This is a genomic window from Janthinobacterium sp. HH102, from assembly GCF_001758625.2.
In the GTDB taxonomy this organism is placed as follows: Bacteria; Pseudomonadota; Gammaproteobacteria; order Burkholderiales; family Burkholderiaceae_D; genus Janthinobacterium.
Genome location: NZ_CP062062.1, coordinates 4,579,086 through 4,600,561, shown reverse-complemented (window position 1 = coordinate 4,600,561; position 21,476 = coordinate 4,579,086). Strand labels below are relative to the sequence as shown.

Sequence of the window (21,476 nt, the reverse complement as noted above, 5' to 3'; positions counted from 1 at the left end):
TTAGCCCGAAGGGCGTAATCCGACGGGTGCCGCACAGGCATGTCGGATTACGCTACGCTAATCCGACCTACCAAGTCGATCAAACCAGCTTGAGCTGCTCGGCCGTCAGCAGGAATACCATGTCGTCGCCGGCGCTCGTCGTCAGCCAAGTCAGGCCCAGCTCGCCGAAGGCCGCTTCCGCGTAGGCGCGTTCGTTGCCGATTTCAATCATCAGGATGCCGTCGTCCGTCAGGCGCTCGGCTGCGCCGGCGATGATCTTGCGCACCAGGTCCATGCCGTCGCTGCCGCCGTCGAGGGCGATTTGCGGTTCGGCCAGGTATTCCTGGGGCAGGGCGCCCATCGACGCGGAATTCACGTACGGCGGGTTGCTGATGATCAAATCGTATTTCTTGGCCGGCACGTTCGTGTACAGGTCTGATTCGATCAGGTTCACGCGGTCTTGCAATTTGTACGTGTCGACGTTGCGCTTGGCCACGGCCAGCGCGTCGGCGGAAATGTCCACGGCGTCGACCTGGGCGTTCGGAAAGGCGTCGGCCATCATGATGGACAGGCAGCCCGAACCGGTGCACAGTTCCAGGATGTTTTCCACGGCTTCCGGTTCCGCCACCCACGGCGAGAAGTATTCAGGGATCAGCTCGGCGATGAAGGAGCGGGGCACGATCACGCGCTCGTCGACGTAGAAGTTATACGTGCCCAGCCAGCCTTCCTTGGTGATGTAGGCGGCTGGCACGCGGTCGATGCTGCGGCGGTCGATGACCGTCATCACGCTGGCCACTTCCGACGGCAGCAGCTTGGCGTCGAGAAACGGTTCGAGCTTGTCGAGCGGCAACTTCAAGGTGTGCAGGATCAGATAAGCCGCTTCGTCGAACGCTTCGGCGCTGCCGTGGCCGAAAAACAGCTTGGCGGTATTAAAACGGGTAACGGCGTAGCGCAGCAGGTCGCGTGGCGTGGAAAACGGGTTCGGGGTCATGGCATTCTCGAAAAGACGGTGTTCTGGCCCGCCGTGACGGGCCTCGGTATTCTGGTTCAGACGGGCAGCAAATGCTCCAGCGTGCGCCGGTAAATATTCTTCAGGGGATCGATGTGGCGCAGTTCGATGTGCTCGTCGATCTTGTGAATACTGGCATTGGGCGGCCCGAATTCTATCACTTGGGGGCAGATTTGCGCGATAAACCGGCCATCCGAGGTGCCGCCCGTGGTCGACAGCTCCGTCGTGAGGCCCGTTTCTTCGAGGATGGCCGACGACAGCGCATCGCTCAAGGTGCCGCGCGGCGTGAGGAAGGGCAGGCCGCTCAGGGTCCACTGCAAATCGTACTGCAAGTCATGCTTGTCGAGGATGGCGTGGACCCGTTCCTGCAAGCCTTCGGCCGTGCTGGCCGTGGAAAAGCGGAAGTTAAAGTCAATCACCATGTCGCCCGGGATCACGTTGTTGGCGCCCGTGCCCGCGTTGATGTTGGACATTTGCCACGAGGTCGGCAGGTAATACTCGTTGCCCGCGTCCCATTTTTCCTCGACCAGGTCGGCCAGCGCCTGCGCCGCTTCGTGGATCGGGTTTTTCGCCAGGTGCGGGTAGGCGATATGGCCTTGCACGCCCTTGATGGTCAAGCGGCCCGACAGCGAACCACGGCGGCCGTTCTTGATCATGTCGCCCAGCTGCGCGCTCGAGGTCGGCTCGCCCACGAGGCAATAGTCGATCTGCTCGCCGCGCGCCTTCAGTTGCTCGCAGACGATGACGGTGCCGTCCGTGGCCGGGCCTTCCTCGTCGCTGGTGATCAGGAAGGCGATCGAGCCCGTGTGTTCGGGCGTGGCGGCAATGAATTCCTCGCAAGCCACCACCATGGCGGCGATCGACGTCTTCATGTCGGCCGCGCCACGGCCGTACAGCTTGCCGTCGCGGTGCGTGGGAATGAAGGGCAGCGAGCGCCATTGCTCGACGGGGCCGGTCGGCACCACGTCCGTATGGCCGGCAAAGACGAACACGGGGGACGTCGTGCCACGGCGTGCCCACAGATTGGTGACGTCGTTCGACTGGATCGTTTCGCAGACGAAGCCCAGCGGGGTGAGGAGGTCGATCAGGTGCTGCTGGCAGCCCTTGTCGTCGGGCGTGACCGAGGACAGGGCGATCAGTTTTTCGGTCAGGGCGAGGGTTTTGGAGGTGGTCATGGTGTGGAGCGGGGGCGTACCCTTGGGACTCGGCGTCCCCGTACGACCCCAGCTTTGCAGGTGTCGGGTTTAAACTGAAAAAATGCTCTTGTACTGCGCATCGGAAAACGCCACGCTGAACTGGCCATCCTTGTCCAGCACGGGGCGCTTGATGATGGATGGGTTTTCCAGCATCAGTTCCAGGGCACTGGCGGCGTCGACGGTGGCGGCTTTGCGCTCGTCGGACAGGGCGCGCCAGGTCGTGCCTTTCTTGTTGACCAGCACATCCCACGGCAATTGCCCGAGCCACGCTTCCACTGTGGCGCGTTCCAGGCCCTGCTTCTTGAAGTCGTGGAAGGTGAAATCGAGTTGCTGCGCGGCCAGCCAGGTGCGGGCCTTTTTGACGGTATCGCAGTTGGGGATACCGTAGAGTGTAATGGTCGTCATGGGTAGGGCTAAGGGGAATGAATGCGGTTCGCTTGATCGCGGCGCTTGCGCCAGGTCAAAATGCGATGGTAGCCGCCATTATACAGTCGATGCGCAGTCGATGCGGCAGTGCAACACGGTTGCATGTCACGGGCAGGTTCAGGGCCAGGCGCTGCGAATGCCCAGTTGCGTGGCCACCTGGCCGAAGTCGCGGTGCGCGGATAGCGGCGTGGCGGACGCCATCGCCAGCCTGGGCGTGGCGCAATGTTGCCACGGTTGCGCCGCTATTCGTCGGCGTAGGCGCGGGCGGCCGCCATCACAGCGTCGAGTTTTCCTTTTGCCAAGGCTTGCAGCGGCGACTTGCCGCCCAGCGACAGGCGCGGGACGGTAAAAAAGTCCCATTTGGCGGCGCCGGGCAAGTCACCGAGAATTTTGCTGATTTTTTCCAGGGTGTGGCGGTCATGGCGGGGATCGGCGAAAAATGCCGGATAAACATATTCGCCGGAGGCGCCGCGCAAGGCGAACAGGCGTCTGGCTTTCAGTGCCGCACTGAGTGCCTGCGGCGTGACTGCCAGCCGGGCGCGCAATTCGGGGCCGGACAGCAAGCTGTGCGAGGCCACGTCTTTTTCACGCTGATGCCGTTCCTGTTCTTCCAGGCCGCGCATGAATTGCCGGGTGCTGACGTGGCCTGTCTGCGTATCGTTGCCGGAAGCCATGCTCAGCTCCCGCTCGGCCACGATATCGAGATCGTGCCGCATTTGCGCCAGCAGCGCGGGGCGGTCGTCGCGCGGCACGGCGTCCAGCAGCGATGCATAGGCTTCCTGGAAAGTGTCTTGCGCAATGTTGAAGCGCAAGCCTGTGGCGCTGGCAGCCAGTGTGGCGCCCAGCTGCTCAGCCAGCGGGGATGCCGATTCAGCATCTTCGGCTTCGCAGGCTGGCTGGTCATTTGTTGAGTGGTTGCGATGTGTGTTCGACATGGCCGTATCCTTGAAAGGCAAGTCTCAGCATAGGATAGCAAGTCAAACAAAGCAAACAAAGCAAGGAGATTAACTCTATCTGCCTTGATGCAGCACAAACCTGCGGCGTTGTCTCTTACACAGGCCGGGGCGTCGTCTTCCCACATTCCGAAGAACCGAAATGCAGGCCCAGCCGCAAGGCCAGGGCGCGCAGGGCGCCGCTTTCCTGCAAGTGCAGGGCCAGCGCGATGTGGCCGTCGGGGCGCACGAGGTAGGCCGCGTCGCGGCCCAGGCCGGCCAGCTTGGCGGCCACGTTATAGGTATAGCAATGCACGGGCAGTTTCAGCACGCGTGCCTCGTCGAGCAGTTCGGGCGCCGGCTCGCCATAGATGTGTAATTGCCAATCCATGCTGCGCAGGGCGATAAAATTGTCTTGCGTGCCGTCCGAGAACCACGGCAGGCGGTCGCCGCCGCGCAGGTATTCCGCATGGCCGGCGGAGAGGGCGCTGTCTTCATAGCTGATCTCGATTTGCGACACGGTCTTGAACAGCAAGCGGCGCGCCCGCGCAAAGCCGGACAGGAAGGGCAGCGTGTGCGGCACCAGCCAGCGCCGCAGGAACTGTCCGGCGATGCCCTGCGCGACGATGGCCTGGAAGGCGCGGTCGGTGGTGGCGACGAGCTTGCGGGCAAACACGATGCGCTCGCTTTCATAGGTGTCGAGCAGGGCGTCGTTGCTTTGGCCATGCAGCTTTTGCGCCAGCTTCCAGGCCAGGTTGACGGCATCGCCCAGGCCCGTGTTCATGCCCTGGCCGCCCACGGGACTGTGCAGGTGGGCCGCGTCGCCCAAAATGAAGCAGCGGCGCGCACGGAACTGGCCCGCCACGCGGTGATGGACTTTATAGGTGGAAAACCAGTTCACGTGTTCGACCCGGATGCCCAGCAGGTTTTCCACGTCGCCGCGCACATCGTCGAAGACGGGTGCCGGCGCGCCGTCGGGACGGTCGGGCAGGATGCCGATCAGGCGCTGCATGCCGCTGGTGCGCACGGGCAACATCAGCGCAAAAGAGTTCGCGCCAAGGTGGGCATGCAAATCCGTGTTGTTGCCGGCCACTTGCGCATCAGCCACGTAGTACAGGTGGTCGTAGGTGCCGCCGGAAAAGTCAAAGCCGGCGATCTCGCGGACCTTGCTGCGGGCGCCGTCGCAGCCGCAGATATAGTCAAACGTACAATATTGTCGTTCGCCATTGTTGAGCAGGATGGCTTGCACTTCGCTATCGTCCTGCGTCCACAAGTCCAGCGTGACATTCCATTCCACGTGCACGCCGGCCGCCGCCAGCTTGCTGATCAGAAAGCGTTCATGCTCGTCCTGGGGCAGGCTCAGCACGAAAGGGTAGGGACTCAGCCCTTCGCCGATCTCGCCCAGCGCCAGTTTTACCAACTCTTCGCCGCCTTCGTGGATGTGCATGGCATTGATCTTGATGCCCAGGTGCACCAGTTCGTCGGCAAAGCCCAGCTGCTGGTAAAACTCCAGGGTGCGCGCATGCACGGCCATGGCCCGCGACGCCTGCCCGGGGCCGCTGTTTTTATCGATGATGCGGCAATCGACGCCATGGCGCGCGAGGCGCAAGGCAAGCATGAGGCCGGTAGGACCGGCGCCGACGATCAATACGGGAGGAGTATTCATGCCATCCAGTATAGGACAGGATGGGAGAGGACAGCGGGACGATTGAAGTTGCTAGTTGGAAATGAAAATGTCCCGCCGGATGGCAGGACATGATTTTTTACGTGCGTCTCGACGCCTCTGCAAACCGTAGCGAGCGGATGCGCGGCGTGGCCGAGAAGCGCAACCGTACATGCGTACGGTGAGCATCGCCGGTCGCGCCCCGCGACGCGCAGCAGGTTTACAGAGGTGTCATCAGATGCCGCGCAGGAGTTCGTTGATGCCGGTCTTGGCGCGGGTTTTTGCATCCACGCGCTTGACGATCACGGCGCAGTACAGCGAGTACTTGCCGTCTTCTGAAGGCAGGTTGCCCGAGACCACGACGGAACCGGCCGGCACGCGGCCGTAGGTCACTTCGCCCGTGGCGCGGTCGTAGATCTTGGTCGACTGGCCGATGTACACGCCCATCGAGATGACGGAATTTTCTTCGACGATCACGCCTTCGACGATTTCCGAACGGGCGCCGATGAAGCAGTTGTCTTCGATGATGGTCGGGTTCGCTTGCATCGGTTCCAGCACGCCGCCGATGCCGACGCCGCCGGACAGGTGGACGTTCTTGCCGATCTGCGCGCAGGAACCGACGGTGGCCCAGGTGTCGACCATGGCGCCTTCATCGACGTAGGCGCCGATGTTGACGTAGGACGGCATCAGCACGACGTTCTTGGCGATGAAGCTGCCGCGGCGGGCGACGGCAGGCGGCACCACGCGGAAACCGCCCTTGGCGAAGTCTTCGGCCGTGTAGTTGGCGAACTTGGTCGGCACCTTGTCGTAGAACTGCATCGTGCCATCCGATGGCAGGACGACGTTGTCTTCCAGGCGGAACGACAGCAGCACGGCTTTCTTGACCCACTGGTTGACGACCCAGTCGCCCGAGGTTTTTTCCGCCACGCGGATGCTGCCGTTGTCCAGGCCATTGATGACGTGGGAGACGGCGTCGCGCAGTTCGGCCGTGCCGTTGCGCGGATTGATCTCGGCGCGGTTTTCCCAGGCCTGGTCGATGATGGTTTGCAGTTGTTGGCTCATGATGATGTCTTGTTTATTTAGTTGGTTGATGCGGATGCGGAAAGCTGCTGGCAGAATTTTACTATGCGCAACGCCGCTTCCAGCCCTTCGGCCGTTTCGGCCACCAGGGCCATGCGGATGCGGTTGCGGCCCGGATTGATGCCGTGCGCGTCGCGCGCCAGGTAGCTGCCAGGCAATACCGTGACATTATATTCGGCGTACAGGCGTTGCGCGAATTCGGTGTCGGACAGGCCCGTGCGGCTGACGTCGGCCCACAGGTAGAAGCCGGCGTCCGGCAATTGCACGTCCATCACCGATTGCAGCAGCGGCGTGATGGCGTCGAACTTGGCGCGGTACTTGGCGCGATTTTCCTCGACATGGGTTTCGTCGTTCCAGGCCGCGACGGAGGCCGCCTGCACGGCAGGGCTCATGGCGCCGCCGTGGTAGGTTCGGTAGAGCAGGAATTTTTTCAGCACTTCCGCGTCGCCGGCAACGAAGCCCGAGCGCATGCCCGGCACGTTCGAGCGCTTCGACAGGCTGGAAAACACCACCAGGCGCGCATACGGGCGCTCGATGGTGGACAGGCCCAGCATGTGCGCCGCCTGCAGCGCGCCCAGCGGAGGCGTGTCGCCGTGGTAGATCTCGGAATAGCATTCGTCTGCGGCGATGACGAAGTCGTAGCGCTCGGACAGGGCGAACAGGTGTTCCCAGTCCGTCAAGGTGAGCACGGCGCCCGTCGGGTTGCCGGGCGAGCACAGGAACAGCAGCTTGACCTTTTCCCACACGCTGGCCGGTACGCTGTCGTAGTCGCAGCCGAAATTGCGCGCCGGGTCGGAATTGACGAAATACGGTTCGGCGCCGGCCAGGTAGGCGGCGCCTTCATAGATCTGGTAGAACGGATTCGGGCTGATCACGAGCGAACCGGCCGATGGATCGATCACCGTTTGCGCCAGCGCAAACAGCGCTTCGCGCGAACCGTTCACGGGCAGGATTTGCGTGGCAGGATTGAGCTTGGGGATGCCGTAGCGGCGTTCCAGCCAGCCGGCAATCGCGCTGCGCAAGGCTTCCGAACCGATGGTGGTCGGATAGCTGGCCAGGCCGTGGATATTGTCGACCAGCGCCTGCTCGATGAAGGCTGGCGTCGGGTGCTTGGGTTCGCCCATGCCCAGGCTGATGGGCGCATACTCGGGATTGACGGTCACGCCGGCAAACAGCTGGCGCAGCTTTTCGAATGGATATGGTTGCAGTTTAGCAAGAAGTGGATTCACGGAGCGGACCAGGGCAAGAGTGGGGTGATAGTGTGGCGTATGGATTGCCTGGCATGGCGCAATGACGCCGGTCAAGCAATCAGCTTAGCCTTTTATTATAGCCGTCCTCGGGCGCAGGCTGTGCAAGTGGGCTGTTGTTGACCTGCTCGGCATGTCGCTCCCGGGCTTGGCAAGGTAAAATACGCTATGTCTACCTTACTTCCCACCCTGCTTGCCATTGAAACTTCGTCCGAACTCGCCTCCTGCGCCTTGTTGCGCGGCGATGTCGTCCTGTCCCGCGCCTCGTCGGGCGTGCGCACCCATTCCCAGTCGATCTTGCCGATGGTGCAGGAATTGCTGGCTGAAGCGGGCGTGACCCTGGCCGACGTCGACGCCATCGCCTACGGCTCCGGCCCCGGCTCGTTTACGGGCGTGCGCACGGCCTGCGGCATCGCGCAGGGTCTGGCCTATGGCGCCAATTTGCCTGTCGTGCCCGTCGTCACGCTCGACGCCATGGCCCTCGCTTGCCACCAGCAGCATGGCGCGCAGCGCATCGTGACCGTGCTCGACGCCCGTATGGGCGAAGTGTACTGGGCGCAATATGACTATCAAGATGGTTTACAGACCGTCCTGCCGCCGGCCTTGAGCGCGCCGGCCGGCGTGGCGCCGCAAGGCGACGTGGTTGGTTGCGGCAACGGCTTTGGTGCCTATGCCGAAGCGCTGGCCGCGCTGCCATGCGCCGCCACGGCCGATGCCGCCATCATGCCGCACGCCGTGCAAGTGGCGCAGCTGGCGCGCATCGCCTTTGCGGCCGGCCAGTGCGTGACGGCGGCCGAGGCGCAGCCTTTGTATTTGCGCAACAAGATCGCTTATACCAGTGCCGAACGCCTCGACATGCAACAGGCCAAGGCCGCTGCGGAGTCGGCACAATGATGGAGACGGGCAAGGACAGCGCGGCAGGCTGGGACTTGCTGCGCCTCGACTATCAGCCGATGCAGGAAGCGGACTTGATTGAGGTGCTGGCGCTGGAACAGCGCGTCTACCCGCATCCCTGGACGCACGGCAACTTTGTCGATTCCCTCAAGAGCGGCTATCCAGCCTGGGTGCTGCGCGACGTGGACGGCACCTTGCTTGGCTATTTCTTGCTGATGCTGGTCGTCGATGAGGCGCACTTGCTCAACGTTGCCGTCGAGGGCGCCATCCAGGGCCAGGGGCTGGGCCGCTTCCTGCTGAACCAGTCCTGCGCCTGCGCGCGCCAGCTGGGCATGGAATCGATGCTGCTGGAAGTGCGTCCGTCGAATGTCCGCGCGCTTGATATTTACCAGCGTTATGGATTTGAACAGATCGGCCGGCGCAAGGGATACTATCCGGCCAGCAACTCGCAACGTGAGGACGCCATCGTGATGCGTTATACCTTATGAGCCGCAGCGCCGTTTTTCTCGATGAAATGGGCGTCGGCCCCTTGTGGCGCTTGCGCCAGGGCGCCGCACCCGAGGCTGTCGACGTCGTCGCTGAGGCCGCCGTGGAGGCAGAAGTGGCCGTGGCGGAACCCGTGGCCGAAGTTGCCGCAACCGTCGCTGTTCCGGCACCTGTGATCGAAATGCTGGCCGAGGTGGCAGTCGTGGACACTGTGGAGGTTGCTGCGCCCGTCGCCGTTGCCGCTACGCCAGTGCCTGCCGCCGCGCCCGACGACACGGCCTGGTTCGACGATGCGCCTCCGCCGCCGCCCGCCAGACAGCTGAGCGATACTGACATCGCCGCCCTCGACTGGGAAGGCTTGACGTCGGCCGTCGCCAAGTGCGCGCGCTGCGACTTGTGCAAGACGCGCAAGGGCGTCGTCATGGGCCGTGGCGACCGCCAGGGCGATTGGCTGATGCTGGCCAGCAGCCCCTCGCGCCTGGAAGAACGGGAAGGGCGCGCCTTGCCGGGCGAGCAGGGCAAGTTGCTCGACAATATGTTGAAAGCCATCGACGTCGATGCGGGCAGCGATGTGTACATCACGCACTTGCTGAAATGCCGTCCGCTTGACGAGACGGGCCAGGAACGCTTGCCCACCGAGGCCGAGTCGGCCGCCTGCCGTCCGTATTTTGACCGCGAACTGGCCCTGCTGCAGCCGCGCACCATCGTCACCCTCGGTTCGATGGCCGCCGCCGGCATCAATCCCGGCGAAAAACCCGTACGGGGCAAGGTGCGCCAGCTGGGCAGTGCGTCCGTCGTGGCCACCTTCCACCCAGAGCAACTGTTGCAGGACGGGACGGGCAAGGCCAAGGCGCGTGCCTGGGCCGACCTGTGCCTGGCGAAAAGCACGCACGGTGGTTGATACATTCCAGGTCCGCTTCGAGCAGCGCTGGGGACATCTGACGCACCCCCGCGTGCGGGCGCTGGCCTGGCTGCTCGATTCGCCCGACTTGCTCGATCCTGCCAGCCCCCACTGGGGCGGGCGCATCGCCAGCTTGCCCCCCGTCACGCCTGCCGTGGCGGCGTGGCTGGGCGCGCTGCAGGACGATCCGTCGCCGCTCGATGCGGCGTTAGGACTGAAATTCTATTCCCGCCTGGGCCTGTATGCTGAAAAGCTGCTGGCCTTTTATTTTGAGCAACACGGCTTGCTGGCCGCGCATGGCTTGCAAGTGCAAGTCAACCGCAACGACACGGTGGGCGAGTTCGATTTCCTGTTGCGTGACGGAAATGACCTGCTGCACTGGGAATTTGCCACCAAGTTCTACCTGCTCGAAGGCGCGCCCGATCCCGGCGACTTCAACCATTTGATCGGCCCCAACCTGGCCGACACCCTGGGCTTGAAGATGCGCAAGATTCTCGACAAGCAACTGGCCCTGTCCCGCCATCCGGCCGCGCAAAGCCTGCTGGCGCAGCCCGTGCGCGCGGCGCAGGCGCTGGTCAAGGGCTGGCTGTTTTATCCGGCAGGCGTGACGCCCGCCATGGACGGCATTTCCCCGGAACATGGGCACGGTTTCTGGTGTACGCCGGCCCAACTGCCCGAGCAGCGTTATGTCGTGCTGCCGCGCCTGCAATGGCTGGCGCCGTTCAAGGGCCGCGACGTGGAAGTGCTCGACGTGGAGGCCCTGCGCACGCAGTTGTTTGATCTGGCGCAACCGGTGATGGTTGCCACCGTGGATACTATCGAAGGCTGGGAAGTGGAGCGCACGCGCGGTTTTGTCGTGCCGCATGACTGGACGCAGCAGGCTGCCGCACGGCGGATAGCGGGTGCGCTACCTGCGTAATGTTGGGGTCAGACCCGGCGGGTCTGACCCCGGAAGTTAATGCTTCTGCTCGCCAATCAATGACAAGTTGTCATGCTCAGCCTGGTTCAGCTTGTGCTTGCGCATGATGGCGTACATGGTGCCGGCAACGAACAGGCCGAACAGGGTGATGATGATGTTGAGCGGCAGGTGCAAGCGGATCATGATCGAATACACGGCCAGCATGGTGAGAATCGACAGGTTCTCGTTGAAGTTCTGCACGGCGATGGAATGGCCTGCACTCATCAGCACGTGGCCGCGGTGTTGCAGCAGGGCATTCATGGGCACGACGAAGAAGCCGGACAGGGCGCCGATCAGGATCAGCAGCGGGTAGGCGATCCACACGGAGTGTACTTGCGTCATCATCATGACGATCACGCCCATGGCGATACCGAGCGGAATGACGGTCAGCGATTTGCGCAGCGGAATGAAGCGTGCCGACAGCACGGCGCCGGCGGCCACGCCGATGGCGACCACGCCGACCAGGCTGGTCGCCTTGTCGAACGGCATGTTCAGCGACTGCTTGGCCCATTCCAGCACGATCAGCTGCAAGGTGGCGCCGGCGCCCCAGAACAGGGTCGTCACGGCCAGGGTGATCTGGCCCAGCTTGTCTTTCCACAAGATGGAATAGCAATTGGCAAAATCGGTAATCAGTTTGATAGGATTGCGTTCCTGGTGAGGATACACGCAGCCCGTGTCGGGAATCTTCAGGTTGGCCAGGGTCGCCAGCACATAGATGCCCACCACGACGCACAAGGCCGCTTCCGTCTTGCTGGTGATGCCCGTGTCGATCAGCGGAATGTCGATCGACAGCAGCATGTCGGACACGTGGCCGCTGACGAGCGCGCCGCCCATGACGGTGCCGAGGATGATGGAAGTGACGGTCAAGCCTTCGATCCAGCCATTCGCCGCCACGAGCTTTTCCGGCGGCAGCAGTTCCGTCAGGATGCCGTACTTGGCGGGCGAGTACACGGCCGCGCCGAAACCGACGACGGCGTAGGCCAGCAGCGGATGCACGTGGAAGAAGACGAGGGCGCAGCCGAAGATCTTGACCATGTTGGCGATGAACATGACCTTGCCTTTTGGTAAAGCATCCGCGAAGGCGCCGACAAAAGCGGCCAACAGCACGTAAAACAGCACGAACGACAATTTGAGCAGCGGCGTGATCCACGCCGGGGATTTCATGGACACCAATAAATCGACGGCGACAAAAAAGAGGGCGTTATCTGCCAGCGAGGAAAAGAACTGCGCCGCCATGATGGTATAAAAACCACGATTCATTCTGGATTGCCTGAAATCATATCTGGCTTGCTTTATACCACGAAAAAACAGCAAACCCCAAGTTTGGCAGGGGCTGCTTTGCATAGTCTTGCCTAAGCGAAGCTTAATTTTTCTGCCGTAGAAAAATACACATATATGTGAGCATTTTATACATGGTGTCCTGGGCGCCGGTCTCGGGCGCGCTGCGGACCTGCTTGCGGCTCCCGCTTGCGGCCCATCCGGTAAAATACGGCTTTCCCACCTGCCGTGAACGACGCATATGCCCAGGCCCCTCTTCACCACCATCCATCTCGATGCCATGCAACACAATCTGGCGCGCGCGCGTGCCGGCGCCCGCGGCGCCAAAGTGTGGGCCGTCGTCAAGGCGAATGCCTATGGCCACGGCCTGGAACGGGCCATGCGGGGCTTTGCCGACGCCGATGGCCTGGCGCTGGTCGAGGTCGATTACGCCGTGCGTTTGCGCGAACTGGGCTGGACCAAACCCATCCTGCTGCTGGAAGGGTTTTTCGACGCCAGCGATTTGCCTGTCATGGCGCAATATGGATTGAATGGCAGCGTGCATTGCGAAGAACAGATCGCCATGCTGGCAGCGGCCCGCCTGCCGCACGCCATCGACGTGCACCTGAAAATGAATACGGGCATGAACCGCCTGGGCTTCACACCGCACGCCATCGCCGCCGCGTATGCGCGCTTGCGCGCCATGCCGCATATCGGCACGATCACCCTGATGACGCATTTCGCCAATGCGGACGAGGCGGGTCCCACGCGCTTGCCGTTGGAACAGCAGATGCTGCGTTTTGAGGCGGGCGCCTCCAGCATCGGTACGCCGCTGCCGCGCAGCCTGTGCAATTCGGCCGGCGTGCTGATGCACCATCTGGACAGCGACTGGGTGCGCCCCGGCATCATGCTGTATGGCGGCACGCCCAGCGGCGCCCCGGGCGGCACGTCCGCGCAGGCGTTCGGCTTGCTGCCCACGATGACCTTGCGCAGCAGCATTATCGGCATCCAGGACATCGCCGCCGGCGACGTGGTCGGCTACGGCAGCCGCTACCAAGCGGCCGGCAACGTCAAGGTGGGCGTGGTGGCCTGCGGCTACGCGGACGGCTACCCGCGCCACGCCCCCGAAGGCACGCCCGTGCTGGTCGACGGCGTGCGCACGGGGCTGATCGGCCGGGTGTCGATGGACATGCTGATGGTCGACCTGACCCACGTGCCGGGCGCCAAGGTCGGCAGCAGCGTCACCTTGTGGGGGCAGGGCATGCCGATCGACGAGGTGGCGCTGGCCGCCGGCACCATCGGCTACGAGCTCATGTGCGCACTGGCGCCGCGCGTACCGGTGATCGAAGCGTAGGGTGACGCGGAAGCGCGGTTTGTATATACTGTATATATAACCAGTCATTTCATTTACCCGGGCAAAGTACACCATGGCAAAAGTCAAGACCATCTACACCTGCAGCGATTGCGGCGCCATCAGCAACAAATGGATGGGGCAATGCACCTCGTGCAACCAGTGGAATACCATGGTGGAAACCCTGCCCGAGACGGGCGGCAACAACCGCTATTCGAATCCGCAGCACATGTCGCTGGCGCAGACGGCGCCCGTGCTGTCGCTCGACGATATCGACGCCATCGACGTGCCCCGCTTCGGCACGGGCATCGAGGAATTCGACCGCGTGCTGGGCGGCGGCATGGTGGCGGGCGGCGTGGTGCTGATCGGCGGCGACCCCGGCATCGGCAAGTCGACCCTGCTGCTGCAGGCGCTGGCGAACATGTCGCACCACAAGCGCGTGCTGTACGTCAGCGGCGAAGAATCGGGCGCGCAGATCGCCCTGCGCGCCAAGCGCCTCGTCATCGACGCCAAGGAACTCAAATTGCAGGCGGAGATCCAGCTGGAAAAGATCCTCTCCACCTTGAACGACCTGAAGCCGGAAGTGGTGGTCATCGACTCGATCCAGACCGTGTATTCGGACGCCCTCAGCTCGGCGCCCGGTTCCGTGGCGCAAGTGCGCGAATGCGCGGCGCAGCTGACGCGGGCGGCCAAGCAGACGGGCGTGACGATCATTCTGGTCGGCCACGTGACGAAAGAGGGCGCGCTGGCCGGCCCCCGCGTGCTCGAGCATATCGTCGACACGGTGCTGTATTTCGAGGGCGACGCCCACTCCAGTTTCCGCCTCGTGCGCGCCATCAAGAACCGTTTCGGCGCCGTCAATGAGCTGGGGGTGTTCGCCATGACGGAAAAGGGCTTGAAAGGGGTGTCGAACCCGTCCGCGCTGTTCCTGTCGCAGCACGACAACCAGGTGCCTGGCTCGTGCGTGATGGTGACGCAGGAAGGCACGCGCCCCTTGCTGGTGGAAATCCAGGCCCTCGTCGACACGAGTCACTTGCCGAATGCGCGCCGGCTGTCCGTCGGCCTGGAACAGAACCGCCTGGCCATGCTGCTGGCCGTGGCGCACCGCCATGCGGGCATCGCCGCCTTCGACCAGGATGTGTTCATCAACGCCGTCGGCGGCGTCAAGATCACGGAACCGGCGGCCGACCTGGCCGTATTGTTGGCGATTAACTCGTCGATGCGCAACAAGCCCCTGCCGCGGGGGCTCGTGGTGTTTGGCGAAGTGGGGCTGGCCGGCGAAATCCGCCCCGCGCCGCGGGGCCAGGAACGCTTGCGCGAAGCGGCCAAGCTGGGCTTTACCCTGGCCGTGGTGCCCAAGTCCAACCTGCCGAAGCAAGTCATCGAAGGCCTCAAGGTCATCGGCGTCGAGCGCATTGACGAAGCGTTCAATAAATTGCGCGACCTGGAGTAAGAGTTGGTATGGTTTAAATGCCAAGCTTGAGGTAAGTCAAACAAAGTTTCCGTTTGGAACTATAATATTTGTCCGATGAATTCGCGTAGCGAGTTCGCGTCGACAATGAATTAATAGAGAAGCGGAATATAGTGTTAGTTGAGCAAAGGCAGGGCGCACGCAAGATATTGCGTGCCAAGGCAATGTTGGTGATGGACGGCGCGGACCCTGTGGCGGCGCGCACCCTTGACGTGGGGCCGGGCGGCATGACGGCCGTCATCGCGGAACCGCTGCCGACAGGCAAGCAGGGCAAGGTGCTGTTCGAGCTGTTTTACGATGGCGCGGCGCACATCATTGAGGCGCGCGTGTCCGTCTCGCACTGCATTTTCAGCAGTGCAGGTTTCAAGGTGGGACTCACTTTCCCGCAGCTGGACATGGCTGTCAGCAGCGCCATTTCGAGATTCATGCGCTGAAACAAGATAAGATCGGCTGCAAATGAAATGCGCTAAAATGGTGCATATGGGTTTGCAGTCAGGAAAAACCTGTTCTGTTCGCTGTTTTGATATTCCGGTAATACTGCATAATTATCAACCAGAAGAGGGACCTTGCCGCGCCACGCGCGCCTGCCGTCCGTTTCCAGCGCAGCACGGTCAAGACCTGAACCGTGTGCCATGACCATACACCCGACGGGAATGCCTACCATGTTTAATTCGACCATCAACAGCAGGGCTTACACCAACAACACGCAGCAGACGACGCAGGGCAATATCTCGGCCGATGTGTATGCGAAGGTGGAGCGCCAGATGCAGTCGCAGAACACGGGCGTCGTCAAGCTCAACGCCAGCCTGGCGCGCGACCAGGCCAAATTCTCGGGCCTGGGCCAGCTGCAATCGGCGCTGGCAAAATTCCAGACCGTGGCCAAGAACATGGCCGGCAGCGGCCTGGCCACGTCGGCCACGTCGAGCACCAAGGATGTGCTGAGCGCCACCACCACCGACAAGGCCGTCAGCGGCAGCCATGAGCTGAACGTCAAGCAACTCGCGCAGGGACAGACACTGCTCAGCGGCGCGCAGAAATCGTCGAGCGCGGCCATCGGCACGGGGGCGCCGGCGCTGGTCAAAATCGAAGTGGGCACGGCCGACGGCAAGCAATTTACGCCCGGCAGCGGCAAGGTCATTTCGCTGACGATAGACAGCAGCAACAATAGCCTTGACGGTATCGCCGCCGCGCTCAAGCAGCAGGGCGTCGACGCCAGCGTGGTGAAGGGCGCCGATGGCTATTCGCTGGCCATCAATGGCAAGAGCGGCGCCGACAGCAGCATGCGCATCAGCGTGTCCGGCGACGCTGCCGTCAGCAACCTGCTCAGCTATGCACCCGGCGCCGGCAAGGGCCTGCAGCAGACGGCTGCCGCGCAGGATGCGCTGCTCACCGTCGACGGCAAGGAGATCAAGAGCGCCACGAATACCTTGACGACGGCGGTCGAGGGCGCCACCATCGAATTGAGGAAAAAGGGCACGACCGATCTCGTCATCGCCAAGGACAGCAGCCAGATCGCGACCAATGTGGCCAGCTTCGTCACGGCCTACAATGAACTCAACAGCAAGCTGCAAAGCCTGCAGCAGGGCGACTTGAAATCCGACACGGCCCTGGGCCAGGTGCGTTCGCAGATGGAGCAAGTGCTGCGCACGGCCAGCACGGGCGTGCCCGCCTCCATCCTCAGCAGCGCTGGCGTGACCTTGGGCAAGAGCGGAGAACTGGTGCTCGACGATAAAAAACTCAAGGCCGCCATCGCTGCCGACCCGGATGCCGTCAGCAAGTTGTTTACGAATAACGGCAAGGGCGTGGCCGACCAGTTTTCCAGCAAGATCGGCGAGCTGACAGGCGAAACGAGCATCATCCGCAAGGAAGTGCAGACGGTCGGCAAGGATATCACCACGCTGACCAACAAGAAAGCCGTGCTGGCCAAGGCGCTGACGGCCCAGGCGCAGGCGCTGATCAAAGCCTATTCGGCCCAGGAACAGATGGGAACGAACTCGGCCTTGCCGGGCTATACCGGCAAGAATTCCCTCTTCGACTTCATGGCCTGAGGGCGCACCGCTAAAGCGCCCATGGCGGTGTTGCGCCGCCTTGCCGTACCAGCGTACTGTCTGCGGCGCTGCCCCTTGCCCTGAGCACGATATCGGCGCGCTTGCTATATTCGTTCGCCCTGGGCAAAGAAGGCCGATGGCGAACTGCCGAAAGTCTTCTTGAACATGGCGGAAAAGGCCGACTGGCTGGCGTAGCCCAGTTCTTCGGCCACCTGCGACAGCGGCACGCCGCGCGCGATCAGGGGCGCCGCGTGCGCCAGGCGCACCTGCTGGCGCCACTGGCCAAAACTCATGCCCAATTCGCGTTCGAACAGCCGCGCCAGGGTGCGTTCCGAGGCGCCGACCAGCTGCGCCCAGTGTTCCAGGGTCTGATTCAGACCCGGTTTTTCGATCAGGCTGTCGCACAGGGTCTTCAGGCGCTTGTCGCTGGGCAAGGGGACGCGGATGGGGCGCGTGGACGAGCGTTTCAATTCATCGAGGATCAGTTCGGCCAGCAAGGCCTCGCGCGCCGGTTCCTGGCCCGGATCCAGCTGTTCCAGCGCCATGATCAGCTGGCGCAGCAGGTTCGACACTTCCAGCACCTTGCAATCCTGGCCCGCGAACGGCGCGCGTGCGGCGTGGATGCACAGGGGGCGCAAGCGGGTTTTTTCCAGTATCGTGACGGCATGCTCCACGTTGGGCGCGATCCAGATGGCGCGCATGGGCGGCAGCACCCAGCTGCTGTTGTTGGCAGTGATGCGCAGCACGCCTTCGAGCGCCATCGTGACCTGGCCCCAGGGGTGGGTATGCGGTAACAAGAATTCATCGGGTTGCAGGTCGCGCGCGATCATCGTCACGGGGATGGTCGCGCTGGGCGCTTCCCGCGGCGGACACATGCGGGTATGGTGGAGGATAGGTACACCCATCAGCTTGGCCTTAATTCGATAAATTATGTCATCCTGTCGGAAAACAGACGATGATATTTTGCATACACTTGAGCTTCACCAGTATAAGACAGGGTATGACATGATAACAACTAACTCAGCATCCGAACTTCCAACCTTGCGCGGCGATGCGCGCGTCATCGCCCTGGTGGGGCTGGCGCATGGCGTGTCGCACTTCTACCATCTGATCCTCGCGGCCCTGTTCGTCTGGCTGAAACCCGCATTCGACCTGTCGTATGCGGAGCTGGGCCTGCTGATGACGGTGTTTTTCATCATCTCGGGCGTGGGGCAGGCGCTGGCCGGCTTTGTCGTCGATCGCTTCGGCGCCCGCGCCGTGCTGTTTTCCGGCGTCTTTCTGCTGGGCGTGTCGGCGCTGGCCCTGTCCACCGCGCACAGCTATGCCGCGCTGATGCTGGGCGCCATGCTGGCCGGCATGGGCAACAGCGTGTTCCATCCTGCCGACTATACCATCCTCAACCAGCGCGTTTCGGCGGCCCGCGTGGCCTACGGTTTTTCCGTGCATGGCATCAGCGGCAACATCGGCTGGGCCCTGGCACCGCTGTTCATGACGTATGTCGCCACCCATTATGACTGGCGAATCGCGCTGCAATGCGCGGCCGTGCTGCCGTTCGGCGTGCTGCTGATCCTGTTCCTGAACCGTCACGCCATCCGCCCCGAGCCTGTCAAGAAAGCCGCAGCGGGTCAGCCGGCTGGCGGCGAAGGCACCCTGGATTTCCTGCGCCTGCCCGCCGTGTGGATGTGCTTTGCCTTCTTCTTCATTACCGCCATCGCCCTGGGCGGCATCCAGAGCTTTGCCAGCGTGGCCCTCGTCAAGCTGTACGGCATGAGCCTGGCGTTGGCCACCAGCGCCTACACGGCCTATATGCTGGCCTCGGCCGTGGGCATGCTGGCCGGCGGCGTGGTGGGCGCGCGCAGCAAGCAGCCGGACCGCAACGTGGCGATCGCCTTTTCCGCCGCCGCGCTGCTGGCCGTGCTGCTGTCCATGGCCGTCGTGCCGGCCTGGGGCGCGGTGGTGCTGATGGGCGCCATCGGCTTGACCTCGGGCGTGGCGGGGCCGTCGCGCGACTTGATGATACGCGCGGCGGCGCCGAAGAATGCCACCGGGCGCGTGTATGGCGTCGTGTATTCGGGCCTCGACAGCGGCCTGGCCGTCGGTCCGCTGTTCTTTGGCGCGCTGATGGATGGCGACCATCCGGCCCTGTTGTTCGTGTTTATCGGCCTGTTCCAGGCGCTTGCGATTGCCACGGCCGTGGGAGTGGGCGGCAAAACACGTGCCGCCGCGCTGCAAAAGGCATAGAATCGGTGCCATCTGCTACGAAAGGAATCTCCATGACCTTTGCCACCACCGACCTGTGCGACGACTATGCGGCCATGCTCGACGACGGCACCTTGGCCGTGCTGCCGCCCGTGTACCGCGCTTTCGGCCAGCGCGTGCGTTTCAGCGGGCCCGCCACCACCTTGCAAGTGTTCGAGGATAACGCCCTCGTGCGCAGCACGCTGGAAACGCCGGGCCAGGGCCACGTGCTGGTCATCGATGGCGGCGGCAGCCTGCGCCGCGCGCTGGTGGGCGGCCAACTGGGCGTGCTGGCCGAAAGCAATGGCTGGGCCGGCATCGTTGTCGATGGCTGCATCCGCGACAGCGAGGAAATCAATGTCTGCCAGATCGGCGTGCGCGCCCTGGCCACGCATCCGCGCAAGAGCAACAAGACGGGCGCCGGCCAGCGCGACGTGCGCGTGCAGCTCAGCGGCGTGGCCGTGCATCCGGGCGACTGGATCTATGCCGATGCGGACGGCATCCTGGTGGCGAGGCAGGAACTCGATTGACGGCGCAGCGCGCCTGAAAGCGTTGCAAATTATCTACATTCAATATATTTCTGCAAAGTTCTTTGATTTTCATCACCGCTGAGATATGATTTCACTTAAGGAAACTTTAATATCAACAAAGCAAGGAAATCAGATCATGAAAATCGCCACCATCGCAGCAGTTGTCGCCCTGTTTGCCGCAGGCACCGCCAGCGCCAGCCCCGTCAACCTGATTACGAACGGCAATTTTGACACGGTCGCTTCCGGTTATACCTTCGACAGCGGTTTTAAAGTCGTCAACAGCGGTTCCTCGGCCATTACGGGCTGGACCGTGGGCGCCAGCTCCGTCGACCTGATCCGCAATGCGTATAACGCCATCGATGGCTACAGCATCGATATGCTGGGAACGCCTGGTCCTGGTTTCCTGTCGCAAAATTTCAATGTCGTTGCCGGCCAAACTTACAATCTGAGCTTTGACATGGCGCGCAATTCCGGCGGCCCCGCAGGCCAGGGCGTGAGCGTCAATTTCGGTGGCGCGGCCGGTAATTTCTACTCGACCGCTGCCGCGTCGAACACCTTGTACAGCAACACCCTGAGCTTCACTGCCGCTTCCACCGGCCTGGCGACCCTGTCGTTTGCCAGTGCCGCCAAGGCCGGCACGCCATTCGACAATTACTCGGGCGCCGTCATCGACAACGTGTCCGTGATGGCCGCCGTGCCGGAACCGGAAACCTACGCCATGCTGCTGGCCGGCCTGGGCCTGATGGGTTTCCTGCGCCGCCGCAAGGCTGCCAAGTAAGCCGGGGTTGCCCGACATCAAACCGCCTGCTGCCATGCACAGGCGGTTTTTTTACGTCAGGGGTCTTGTGCGCTGCCTGCGCCCAGCAGGAACAGCCACGGCAGCAGTTCAGGGATTCGCACCGGCATCGCCGCGCAACGGGCACGCCGCCGCTGCCGCCCCCATACGCCGCACCAGTTCGCCGCGCAACTGCGTCAGTCCATCGATGCGCGCATCGATTTCACCGAGCTTGCGCGCCAGCGCCGCGCGCAGCAGATCCGCCGTGGCGGGATCGCCGGCGGCCGCCAGCAGCGGCATGTCGGCCTCGATTTCCGCCAGGGTAAAGCCCAGCTGCTGCGCCGTGCGCAGGTAGCGCAGCCAGTCGGCCGCTTCGGGCGGGTAGTCGCGGTAGCCGTTCGCGCCGCGCCGCGCGCGCAGCAAGCCCCGTTTTTCATAGAAGCGCAGGGTATCGCGGCTCAAGCCCGTCGCCTGTGCCATCTCGCCGATCTGCATGGTTTTTTCTTTCATAAAATGCTTGACCATGGAGTGTACTCCAAGCTTGATCATGGGCGCTTTTCATAGACAGGAGTTCCCATGTTGTCCGTTTCCGCCTTCCGCCGCGTGGTGCGCGCCAGCGCCATTTATGATGTGCTCATGACGGCCCCGTTTATCACGCCGTGGACATTTTTGCTGCTGCGCGAACACTTGAACGCCCTCAATGTGGGCCTGGGCGGCGCGCCGCTGCCTCTCTTCGAGCCCTTGCATCTGCTGATCAGCAGCTTGTTTGGCAGCGTGGTGATGGTCTGGTCCGTGCTGCGCATGCTCGACCCGCAGCCGCGCTTCGGCCGCTACGACGCGGCGGCCCGCTACCTGTTTTCCACCTGGATGGCGTGGGCGCTGCTGGAGACGGGCCAGCCCCTGTTGTGGCTGTTCCTCGTGCCGGAACTGGCCTGGGGCCTCGCGCAAAGCCTGCCATTGCACCGCGCCGGGGATGGGCGGGAAGGGCGCGCGCACGAATCGCTGTTGAGATGAATATAACGAAATGCAATAATG

The 21,476-nt window shown here is 62.9% G+C and carries 22 protein-coding genes; 12 read left to right on the top strand and 10 right to left on the bottom strand.

Features of this window, described 5'->3' with window-relative positions; translation table 11 throughout:
* Positions 1 to 79: 79 nt before the first annotated feature.
* From prmB to dapC, 7 genes are all read right to left on the bottom strand, one after another.
* On the bottom strand, positions 80 to 970 hold the full coding sequence (gene prmB / locus JAB4_RS20960) for a 50S ribosomal protein L3 N(5)-glutamine methyltransferase (protein WP_070224006.1): 891 nt from the start codon (positions 968 to 970) through the stop codon (positions 80 to 82).
* 56 nt (positions 971 to 1,026) lie between these two features.
* Complete coding sequence (dapE, locus tag JAB4_RS20955) at positions 1,027 to 2,163, bottom strand: succinyl-diaminopimelate desuccinylase (protein WP_070224004.1); 1,137 nt, start codon at positions 2,161 to 2,163, stop codon at positions 1,027 to 1,029.
* Between the two features lie 69 nt (positions 2,164 to 2,232).
* Entirely contained in the window at positions 2,233 to 2,589 is a 357-nt protein-coding gene (locus JAB4_RS20950; RefSeq protein WP_070224002.1) for an ArsC family reductase, read from the bottom strand.
* A 263-nt stretch (positions 2,590 to 2,852) separates the two neighbouring features.
* Positions 2,853 to 3,545: a hypothetical protein gene (locus JAB4_RS20945; RefSeq protein WP_070311408.1), complete on the bottom strand. Its 693-nt coding sequence runs from the start codon at positions 3,543 to 3,545 to the stop codon at positions 2,853 to 2,855.
* A 115-nt stretch (positions 3,546 to 3,660) separates the two neighbouring features.
* The gene (locus tag JAB4_RS20940; RefSeq protein WP_071650265.1) at positions 3,661 to 5,208 is read right to left on the bottom strand and encodes an FAD-dependent oxidoreductase; all 1,548 of its coding nucleotides are present in this window, start codon (positions 5,206 to 5,208) and stop codon (positions 3,661 to 3,663) included.
* Between the two features lie 231 nt (positions 5,209 to 5,439).
* Positions 5,440 to 6,267, bottom strand: a complete 828-nt coding sequence (gene dapD / locus JAB4_RS20935; RefSeq protein ID WP_070223998.1) for a 2,3,4,5-tetrahydropyridine-2,6-dicarboxylate N-succinyltransferase — start codon at positions 6,265 to 6,267, stop codon at positions 5,440 to 5,442.
* Positions 6,268 to 6,284: 17 nt separating this feature from the next.
* Positions 6,285 to 7,514, bottom strand: coding sequence for a succinyldiaminopimelate transaminase (dapC, locus tag JAB4_RS20930; protein WP_070223996.1), 1,230 nt, complete (start codon positions 7,512 to 7,514; stop codon positions 6,285 to 6,287).
* Positions 7,515 to 7,700: 186 nt separating this feature from the next.
* On the opposite strand from dapC, the gene tsaB reads away from it, so the two are divergent.
* The 4 genes from tsaB to JAB4_RS20910 are packed head-to-tail and all read left to right on the top strand — an operon-like array spanning position 7,701 to position 10,732.
* Positions 7,701 to 8,426, top strand: a complete 726-nt coding sequence (tsaB, locus tag JAB4_RS20925) for a tRNA (adenosine(37)-N6)-threonylcarbamoyltransferase complex dimerization subunit type 1 TsaB (protein WP_070223994.1) — start codon at positions 7,701 to 7,703, stop codon at positions 8,424 to 8,426.
* Positions 8,423 to 8,914 (top strand): ribosomal protein S18-alanine N-acetyltransferase, encoded by a 492-nt coding sequence (gene rimI / locus JAB4_RS20920; RefSeq protein WP_070223992.1) that lies wholly within the window; start codon positions 8,423 to 8,425, stop codon positions 8,912 to 8,914. The genes tsaB and rimI overlap by 4 nt, the downstream gene beginning before the upstream one ends.
* On the top strand, positions 8,911 to 9,813 hold the full coding sequence (locus JAB4_RS20915; protein ID WP_070223990.1) for a uracil-DNA glycosylase: 903 nt from the start codon (positions 8,911 to 8,913) through the stop codon (positions 9,811 to 9,813). Before rimI ends, JAB4_RS20915 begins: the two co-directional genes overlap by 4 nt.
* Positions 9,806 to 10,732 carry a DUF1853 family protein gene (locus JAB4_RS20910; protein WP_070223988.1) on the top strand — a complete coding sequence of 309 codons (927 nt, stop codon included), beginning with the start codon at positions 9,806 to 9,808 and terminating at the stop codon, positions 10,730 to 10,732. The genes JAB4_RS20915 and JAB4_RS20910 overlap by 8 nt, the downstream gene beginning before the upstream one ends.
* A gap of 36 nt (positions 10,733 to 10,768) precedes the next feature.
* Here the strand turns inward: JAB4_RS20910 and lplT are convergent, their stop codons facing one another.
* Positions 10,769 to 12,031 (bottom strand): lysophospholipid transporter LplT, encoded by a 1,263-nt coding sequence (lplT, locus tag JAB4_RS20905; RefSeq protein ID WP_070223986.1) that lies wholly within the window; start codon positions 12,029 to 12,031, stop codon positions 10,769 to 10,771.
* 259 nt (positions 12,032 to 12,290) lie between these two features.
* Here lplT and alr point away from each other — a divergent pair, with 259 nt between their 5' ends.
* The 4 genes from alr to fliD all read left to right on the top strand — a co-directional run bounded on the left by alr (position 12,291) and on the right by fliD (position 16,898).
* Entirely contained in the window at positions 12,291 to 13,382 is a 1,092-nt protein-coding gene (gene alr, locus JAB4_RS20900) for an alanine racemase (protein WP_070223984.1), read from the top strand.
* A 73-nt stretch (positions 13,383 to 13,455) separates the two neighbouring features.
* The gene (gene radA, locus JAB4_RS20895; protein WP_046683923.1) at positions 13,456 to 14,832 is read left to right on the top strand and encodes a DNA repair protein RadA; all 1,377 of its coding nucleotides are present in this window, start codon (positions 13,456 to 13,458) and stop codon (positions 14,830 to 14,832) included.
* A gap of 131 nt (positions 14,833 to 14,963) precedes the next feature.
* Positions 14,964 to 15,284 (top strand): PilZ domain-containing protein, encoded by a 321-nt coding sequence (locus tag JAB4_RS20890; protein WP_071650264.1) that lies wholly within the window; start codon positions 14,964 to 14,966, stop codon positions 15,282 to 15,284.
* 228 nt (positions 15,285 to 15,512) lie between these two features.
* A complete protein-coding gene (fliD, locus tag JAB4_RS20885; RefSeq protein WP_070223979.1) occupies positions 15,513 to 16,898 on the top strand; it encodes a flagellar filament capping protein FliD in 1,386 nt (461 codons plus the stop codon).
* A 104-nt stretch (positions 16,899 to 17,002) separates the two neighbouring features.
* Here the strand turns inward: fliD and JAB4_RS20880 are convergent, their stop codons facing one another.
* Positions 17,003 to 17,803: a helix-turn-helix transcriptional regulator gene (locus tag JAB4_RS20880; protein ID WP_070223978.1), complete on the bottom strand. Its 801-nt coding sequence runs from the start codon at positions 17,801 to 17,803 to the stop codon at positions 17,003 to 17,005.
* A gap of 100 nt (positions 17,804 to 17,903) precedes the next feature.
* Here JAB4_RS20880 and JAB4_RS20875 point away from each other — a divergent pair, with 100 nt between their 5' ends.
* The 3 genes from JAB4_RS20875 to JAB4_RS20865 all read left to right on the top strand — a co-directional run bounded on the left by JAB4_RS20875 (position 17,904) and on the right by JAB4_RS20865 (position 20,444).
* Positions 17,904 to 19,139: an MFS transporter gene (locus JAB4_RS20875; RefSeq protein ID WP_070223976.1), complete on the top strand. Its 1,236-nt coding sequence runs from the start codon at positions 17,904 to 17,906 to the stop codon at positions 19,137 to 19,139.
* A gap of 32 nt (positions 19,140 to 19,171) precedes the next feature.
* Entirely contained in the window at positions 19,172 to 19,666 is a 495-nt protein-coding gene (rraA, locus tag JAB4_RS20870; RefSeq protein ID WP_070223974.1) for a ribonuclease E activity regulator RraA, read from the top strand.
* A gap of 136 nt (positions 19,667 to 19,802) precedes the next feature.
* A complete protein-coding gene (locus JAB4_RS20865; protein WP_070223973.1) occupies positions 19,803 to 20,444 on the top strand; it encodes a choice-of-anchor C family protein in 642 nt (213 codons plus the stop codon).
* A gap of 108 nt (positions 20,445 to 20,552) precedes the next feature.
* Here JAB4_RS20865 and JAB4_RS20860 read toward each other — a convergent pair whose 3' ends face one another.
* Positions 20,553 to 20,936 (bottom strand): MerR family transcriptional regulator, encoded by a 384-nt coding sequence (locus JAB4_RS20860; protein ID WP_070224176.1) that lies wholly within the window; start codon positions 20,934 to 20,936, stop codon positions 20,553 to 20,555.
* Between the two features lie 81 nt (positions 20,937 to 21,017).
* Between JAB4_RS20860 and JAB4_RS20855 the strand changes: the two genes are divergently transcribed.
* Positions 21,018 to 21,455, top strand: a complete 438-nt coding sequence (locus tag JAB4_RS20855) for a hypothetical protein (protein WP_070223970.1) — start codon at positions 21,018 to 21,020, stop codon at positions 21,453 to 21,455.
* Positions 21,456 to 21,476 lie beyond the last annotated feature (21 nt).